This window comes from Agathobaculum sp. LCP25S3_E8, assembly GCF_052117165.1.
GTDB lineage: Bacteria > Bacillota > Clostridia > Oscillospirales > Butyricicoccaceae > Agathobaculum.
The window spans coordinates 1-5,616 of record NZ_JBQKJR010000104.1; the positions used below are offsets into that span (position 1 = coordinate 1).

At 51.3% G+C, this 5,616-nt stretch carries 6 protein-coding genes; 5 read left to right on the top strand and 1 reads right to left on the bottom strand.

Annotation, left to right across the window (positions count from 1 at the left end; translation table 11 throughout):
- On the bottom strand, positions 1-357 hold a 357-nt coding region (locus tag ACTQ34_RS17395), incomplete at its 3' end, for a DUF6076 domain-containing protein (RefSeq protein WP_441364865.1).
- A gap of 45 nt (positions 358-402) precedes the next feature.
- Here ACTQ34_RS17395 and ACTQ34_RS17400 point away from each other — a divergent pair.
- The 5 genes from ACTQ34_RS17400 (at position 403) to istB (ending at position 5,454) form a co-directional block, all read left to right on the top strand.
- Positions 403-936, top strand: a complete 534-nt coding sequence (locus ACTQ34_RS17400; RefSeq protein ID WP_441364866.1) for a sensor histidine kinase — start codon at positions 403-405, stop codon at positions 934-936.
- A gap of 134 nt (positions 937-1,070) precedes the next feature.
- Entirely contained in the window at positions 1,071-2,579 is a 1,509-nt protein-coding gene (locus tag ACTQ34_RS17405; RefSeq protein ID WP_441364867.1) for a Y-family DNA polymerase, read from the top strand.
- A 29-nt stretch (positions 2,580-2,608) separates the two neighbouring features.
- Positions 2,609-3,112, top strand: a complete 504-nt coding sequence (locus ACTQ34_RS17410) for a hypothetical protein (RefSeq protein ID WP_441364868.1) — start codon at positions 2,609-2,611, stop codon at positions 3,110-3,112.
- Positions 3,113-3,233: 121 nt separating this feature from the next.
- Positions 3,234-4,727, top strand: coding sequence for an IS21 family transposase (gene istA / locus ACTQ34_RS17415; protein ID WP_441364869.1), 1,494 nt, complete (start codon positions 3,234-3,236; stop codon positions 4,725-4,727).
- A complete protein-coding gene (gene istB, locus ACTQ34_RS17420; RefSeq protein WP_441364870.1) occupies positions 4,720-5,454 on the top strand; it encodes an IS21-like element helper ATPase IstB in 735 nt (244 codons plus the stop codon). The genes istA and istB overlap by 8 nt, the downstream gene beginning before the upstream one ends.
- Positions 5,455-5,616: the final 162 nt, after the last annotated feature.

A 5,616-nucleotide genomic window follows, 5' to 3' on the forward strand; every position in this document is an offset into this window, starting at 1 on the left:
AGCCTTTTTTCTCTTCAATGCTTCTTTCTTGAACGCTTCAAAAGCAGTCAGCATTTCTTCCAGCTGGTCAGCCGGGAATCCCGCTGTCCTCTTCGCTTTGTTGATCTTATTACGCCAGTTCTGGCATTCATTTTTATAAAGCAGGTCATAGTTATTTTCTCTTGCCCTCTCGTCAAATCCCCGCTTGTTTTGAAGCGCCTGTGCTTTTCGGCACTTATCGCTGCACAGCTCATACCGCTGGCTCTTTGCCAGAAAATATTTCCCGCAGACCTTGCACTGCCGGAAGCAAAGCCCCCAGTCATTCAGCCGGTTCAGATAATAGGTAATCAACGGGTAGAGGGACGCATAGGCAGACACACATTCTTCTGTGCGCCGGTTGTCCGGGAACCAAAGGTTAAGTATGTGGATGTGATCCTTGCGGAAGCCGAACGAACAGACGGTATGGTTTTGGAGATGCTGGATCTGTCCAGACTGGAAGCCGGTAAAGTGAAGCTCTCACGGGATGAGTTTTCACTTGCTGATCTTACGAAAGCCATTTTCGAGAAACTCCAAATGGCGGCAGAGGCAAAGGAACTGCAGATCAGCTACGAGTTCCCAGAGCAAAGCACCATCGTTGCGGACGAGAATCGAATTGCACAGGTAGTTGAGAATTTTGCGACCAATGCAGTCAAGTACACCCCTGCCGGTGGTAGTGTCACAGTACGGATTCAGAACAATCGCGGTAAAACCACATTCTCCATCGAAAATGACAGCGATCCACTGTCCGATGAAGCGCTGGCAAAGGTGTGGGACACCTTCTATCGAGTGGATGAATCCCGCTCCGGTGGCGGCACAGGGCTTGGCCTTGCTATTGCAAAGAACATTGTGGAGCTGCACGGTGGTAAATGCTCTGTCCGAAACACAAAGACAGGCGTGGAGTTCGGCTTCTCACTCTAAAGCCGATTGAATGTTTTAAGCGCAGCTTCCGGACGGGAGCTGCGCTTTCCTTTGCAATTTACAATACGGCTACACAAGCGCCACTTTAGTATGCTATAATGTTCTTAATAAAGTGACAGCAAGGAGGTGGTCAGATGGAGATGCAGCGTACCTATATCGCAATAGATTTGAAGTCGTTCTACGCATCCGTTGAATGTATGCAGCGGAACTTGGACCCCATGACCACCAACCTTGTGGTGGCGGATCTGAGCCGCACAGAGAAGACGATCTGCCTTGCTGTTTCTCCGTCTTTGAAGCAATACGGCATCTCCGGCCGGGCGAGGCTCTTTGAGGTCGTGCATCAGGTCAAACAGGCCAACGCACAGCGCCAGCGTATGGCCCCCGGCCGCACCTTCACCAGGGCATCCCACGATGACACCGAGCTGAAAGCCCATCCGGAACTGGCTATCGACTATGTGGTGGCCCCGCCTCAGATGGCCAAGTATATGAAGACCAGCACGGAGATCTACAATGTGTACCTGAAGTATGTGGCGCCGGAAGACATTCATGTCTACTCCATCGATGAAGTGTTCATCGACGCCACCCACTATCTTGGCACCTATAAGCTCACACCCAGAGAGTTCGCAATGAAGATCATTCTGGATGTTCTGGCGACCACCGGCATCACGGCCACAGCAGGCATCGGTACCAATATGTACCTCTGCAAGGTCGCTATGGATATCGTGGCAAAGCACATCCCTGCTGACCGCAACGGCGTCCGGATCGCCGAGCTGGACGAGATGAGCTATCGCCGCACCCTCTGGAGTCACCGTCCCCTCACCGACTTCTGGCGTGTCGGCCGGGGCTATGCACGAAAGCTGGAGGCAAACCGGATGTTCACTATGGGCGATGTGGCCCGACAGTCCGTACAGAACGATGAAGTGCTGTATAAGCTCTTTGGCGTGAATGCGGAGCTTCTTATCGACCACGCCTGGGGTTGGGAGCCCTGCACCATTGCAGACATTAAAGCCTATAAGCCGGAGTCCAACAGCATCGGCTCTGGGCAGGTTCTTCACTACCCCTATACGGCTGAAAAGGCCAAGCTGGTGGTGCGAGAGATGGCGGACCTTCTGGTCCTGGACTTGGTAGATAAGGGGCTTGTCACCAACCAGATCGTGCTGACGGTCGGCTATGACATTGAAAACTTGACTGATCCGAAGCGGAGCAAGTCCTACAAGGGCGAGGTCACCACCGACCACTATGGGCGGCAGATCCCGAAGCACGCTCACGGCACCGGCAACCTCGGCAAGTACACTTCCTCCACCAGGGAGATCCTGCAGGCGGTGTCTGAGCTCTATGACCGCATCGTTGACCCTGACCTGCTGATTCGACGCCTGAACATCGTCGCCAATCATGTCATTGATGAGGCTTCTGTTCCTGCCCAGCCGGAGGTGGAACAGCTCGACCTGTTCACCGACTACGAGACCAGAGACCGGCAGCAGGCCGAGGACGCCGCCGCTCTGAAACGGGAGAAGCGACAGCAGCAGGCGGTGCTGTCCATCAAGAAGAAGTTTGGCAAGAACGCTATCCTGAAGGGGATGAACCTGGAGGAAGGCGCCACGGCCAGAGACCGCAATGCCCAGATTGGCGGGCATAAGGCGTAATAATTCGACAGCTTGAGTTTGTGGAGGTGTTGAGAATTAAGGCTTTTATTGAAAAGATTCGAAAACCAAGAAAAAATGTCCCTCTCAAGAGGCAAGTAGCTATTACATTAGGAATAATCCTGCTTGGCTTTGTCCTTGGTGTTTTGCAGAAATGGATGGACGGTACAGGTTCAAGCGCAGTTCCTACCATATTACAACAACTGGATATCGGAAACTATTTTGGACGATTGGCAATATGGATTTTGCTTGCAACAATTATTTCTGTGTATTCCGAATCCCCTCTGAGAGCTGCTATTAACACATTCTTTTTCTTTATAAGTATGTTGGCAGGGTATTATCTCTATTGTAATTACATTTTGGGTTTCTTGCCAAGAACCTATATGATGATGTGGATAGTAATTGCTTTTGCTTCGTTTTTTTTGGCATATGTCTGTTGGTATGCCAAAGGGGAAGGTATCATTGCAATATTCATATCAAGTATTATTACAGGCGTTTTACTTGCACAGGCTGTTTTCGGTAAAATGAAAATGTAGCAAATGGTACTCAAAAAGTGAACACCCCAATGGCAAATAAAAAGAGCCATTGTCAGCACCTGAAATAAACGCTACCCTTTAGGTGGGATAACCATAAGGGGGTAGCAGAAAGGTGTTACGAATGGCTCAAATCAAGTATATCAAAGACCTCTACGAAAATGAAGAGGCAAGTTTGCGGGAAATATGCCGCATAACCGGCCACAGCTTTGAGACTGTCCGCAAGTACGCCTACCAGGAAAACTGGAGCGAGGACAATCTGCCGGATATTGATCCACAGAGCTATCCGGTGCTGCAAGACTTCATCCCCATCATTGATAAATGGCTGGAGGAGGACCGAAAGGCCCCCAGGAAACAGCGCCATACAGTAATGCGGATTTACCACCGCCTGTGTGATGAGCATGGGTTTACTGGCTGCTATTCCACCGTGAAGAAGTATGTCCGCAAGAAAAAATATGTCATGAAAACTCTGAGTGCCGGTTATCTCCCTCTGGAGCACCCCAAAGGCTGGGGACAGGTGGACTTTGGCCTTGCGGAAGGCGAATGGGCCGCTACCGGAGAACGCTTTCCGTTCTATGCGCTGACGATCTCATTCCCCGGCTCTAACAACGGAGTAACGCAAGCGTTCCCGTCTCAAAACCAAGAGTGCCTGCTGGAAGGCATGAAGCGGATTTTTGAGCACATTGGCGGCGTCCCTCCCAGGCTGCGGTTTGACAACATGACCACGGCGGTTGCTCAGGTACTAAAAGATGGTGAGCGTGTCCTTACGGACGGCTTTACCCGCTTTATGCTCCACTACCGTTTCCAAGCTGATTTTTGCAATCCGGCTTCCGGCAACGAAAAAGGCAATGTAGAGAACAAGGTTGGTTACAGCCGCCGCAATGCGTTTGTCCCGGTCCCAGTCATTACCTCGTTTGAGGAATTTAATGAACAGCTCTTGGAGTGGTGCGAAAAGGACGCTGACCGGCTCCACTACAAGCACAAGGTTCCCATCCGGGAACTTTGGGAAGAGGACAAGGCGGCACTTTTAGAGCTGCCGCAGTATCCCTTCTCTGTGTTCCGCTACACGACGCTTACCGTGAGTAAAACAGGCTTTGCAACGATTGAGACGAATAAATACGGGCTATCTCCCATGCTGGCCGGCGAAAAAGTACAGGCCAAAATCTTCTATGACCATGTAGAGTTTTACCACGACCACAGACCGGTTGGACGCTTTCCCAGAAGCTACAAGACCAATGATGAGGTCTACGACTGGACGCAGTATGTGTCCACCCTCTGCAAAAAGCCAGGAGCGATTGAGCATACCCGTTTCTTCCACCAAATGCCGCAACGGTGGCAGGATTATCTTGCTTCCACCAAGGGAAAAGAGCGGAAGAGCGCCCTGCAACTTCTCAGCGAAATCGTTGCTGACGGAAACTCTGAGTTCTGTGATGATGCTCTGGAAATGGCAGCCGCCAATGGCCGGGCCGATGTGGACAGCCTGCGGCAGTGTTATTACATGATTGCCAAGAAGGAGTACCGCCCAGATCCGCTTAAACTCTCCGGAGCCCCATTGCTGAACTACAATCCAAACCTCTCAGCCTATGATGGCCTGATGGGAGGTGAGGCTCATGGCTGAACAGATTGAACAGCTCATGCGGCAAGTGAAGCTGGGCGGCATGGCGAAAGGCTGGCGGAGCGTCCCCTACGAAAATACCGAGCAATATGTGACCGACCTCTTGACGCTGGAATTACAGGAACGAGAGGCCAACCGGATTAACCGCATGGTAAAGACGGCTGGTTTCCGGGTGATGAAGACACTGGATGATTTTGTGTGGAACTCCGCCATTGAACTTCCTGGCGGCTTGCCACAGGAATACATGACCGACCTCCAGTTCCTTGCCCCAAAAGAGAACCTGATTTTTATGGGGAGCGTTGGGACGGGAAAGACCCATCTGGCTACGGCTATTGCTTTGAAAGCCTGCCAGGAGGGGCGGCGTGTCCGTTTCTTTACTGCGGCTGAGTTGGCAAACATACTGCTGGAAAAGAACACCAAGGGAACCTTGAACAATTACCTGGGTACGCTGAAAAAGGTAGAGCTTGTTGTGATTGACGAGATTGGTTTCGTCCCTCTGCACAAGGACGCCGCTGAACTGCTGTTCCAAGTGATTTCCGATTGCTACGAGCGCAAGAGCCTGATTATTACTTCAAACCTGGAGTTCTCTCAGTGGAACACTGTCTTTGGGGACAACCGCCTGACTGCGGCGCTCGTTGACCGGCTTATCCACCACAGCCATATTGTGATTTTCTCTGGGGAAAGCTACCGGCTTACCCAGTCCCTAAACCGCCAGAGGGCATACACTTAGGGTACTCAAAATTAGTGCAAAAGGGCTTTGGGCACCGATGTGAGCACTTGGCCTGGAAATGTCAAGAAATGTGCAGTCTGGAAACACCCAAAATCTGAAAAGCATGGTAATACAGCGCAGTTTTCCGAAGTGGAGCGTAGCGGAACGCAGGAAAACTGCGGC